The organism is Nitrosophilus sp. (genome assembly GCF_982775275.1).
The window spans coordinates 1-1689 of record NZ_CEXZHP010000151.1 but is presented as its reverse complement, the minus strand read 5'-3'; the positions used below and the strand labels follow the sequence as shown (position 1 = coordinate 1689).

Genomic DNA, 1689 nt, shown 5'->3' with positions numbered 1-1689 from the left:
AAACTCTAAACTCCCCATCCCATATATACTGTTTTAAGCCAATATTTGTTTCGATTTTTATATTGTGTTTGATAAAATTTTCATAATTATAAATTAAAAACTGATGAGTTAAATCTACTTTTTTATCATCTTTATATGGAGTTACCCTGGAAATTCCAAAAAAATCTCCTTTTTTATAAGATTGGTATCTATATGATAGTTTATGAGCCTCTTTTTTTAAAGTAACGCCAAATCCAATATTTTTTTCTAAAGTATTAGCTGAAGTTTCCTCTCTAAAAACTGAGTAGTTGTGTTGCCATAGATCGATTTTTACCGTTTGGGGAGATTTTAAAAAGGGTTTGGAAGAGCTATAATATCCGTCCATCAAAAGATAAAATTCGTTAATATCAAATTTTTGAAAAAAAGAGATTTGATCATAATTTTTATCGCTTTTATATAAAGTAAAAAGATTTTCATCGCCTTCTTCAAAAGTTATTATATTTATAACCCCTAAAAAAGCGTTGCTTCCATAAAGTATAGAATCGGGTGATTTGGTAAATTCTACCCTTTTGATTAAAGAAGCCGGAAAATTGTAATAATAAAACTGATTTGAATAAAGATTGTTCGTTACGTCAGCCCCGTTTATTAAAAGTTTTATTTTATCTCTATAGTCACTTTTTATGCCTCTAACAATTATCTGTGTTTTTCCGCTGCTCGATTTTGAGATCTCGATACCCGGGATAAATTTTATTATATCTATTAAGGTTTTTGCCCCGCTTTTTTCAATGAAATCTCTTCTTATAACGGTGACGGTTGCTGGAGTTTTTTCAAGATTGAGTTTTTTTGCCGTAGCGATTTCGCTAACTTCGTTTAAAGTTTTTAAAAACTCCTTTTCAATATCTTCGTTTGCAAAAAGAAAAATAGATATAACAAAAAAAATAATAAATTTTTTCATTAATTTCCCAATAATGAAGATGTGCTTTTTTAAATTTTACGATAGTATTGATTAAATGAAGTTTATAAGGCCTAAAACCCAAAAGGGGCTTTAGGCGTTTTTTACGATATTGATAATTTTTTCTACAACTGAAGGGTCTTCTAAAGTTGAAGTATCTTGTTTTATCTCTTCATTTTTAGCTATAGCTCTTAGTATCCTTCTCATGATTTTTCCGCTTCTTGTCTTTGGAAGTCCAGGAACAAAGGCTATCTCATCTGCTTTTGCAAGAGGTCCGATATCTTTTGTTATAACTTGATTTATCTCTTTTATTAACTCCATCTCATCCGCAATTCCCTCATCCTCTTTTAAAACCACAAACGCAAAAACGCTCTCGCCTTTTACATCATGAGGTTTTCCAACAACCGCACACTCTGCCACTCTTGGATGATGAGCGATTGCCGCTTCAATTTCAGCAGTTCCTAGTCTATGGCCGCTGACATTTATAACATCATCCATCCTACCGGTTATCCAAATATATCCATCTTCGTCATATATCGCCCCATCGCCGCTAAAATATACCGGTTTTCCATCTTTTTTACAAGTTGAAAAATAGCTTTTTACAAATCTATCAGGATCCCCCCAAATAGTTCTTATCATACTCGGCCAAGGTTTAGTTATACAAAGATACCCTTTTTCGTTTGGTGCTTTTTTGTTTCCTTCAATATCGATAATTTCAGCAAAAATTCCAGGAAGCGGGAATGTTGCAGATCCAGGTT

At 32.3% G+C, this 1689-nt stretch carries 2 protein-coding genes; both read right to left on the bottom strand.

From position 1 onward, the window contains the following. Positions 1-934, bottom strand: a 934-nt coding sequence (locus tag AC30RD_RS07205) for a TonB-dependent receptor plug domain-containing protein (RefSeq protein WP_489493744.1), incomplete at its 3' end; no start/stop codon positions are given. A gap of 90 nt (positions 935-1024) precedes the next feature. Beyond that, the coding region (locus AC30RD_RS07200; protein ID WP_489493743.1) for an AMP-binding enzyme at positions 1025-1689 on the bottom strand (665 nt) is incomplete at its 5' end.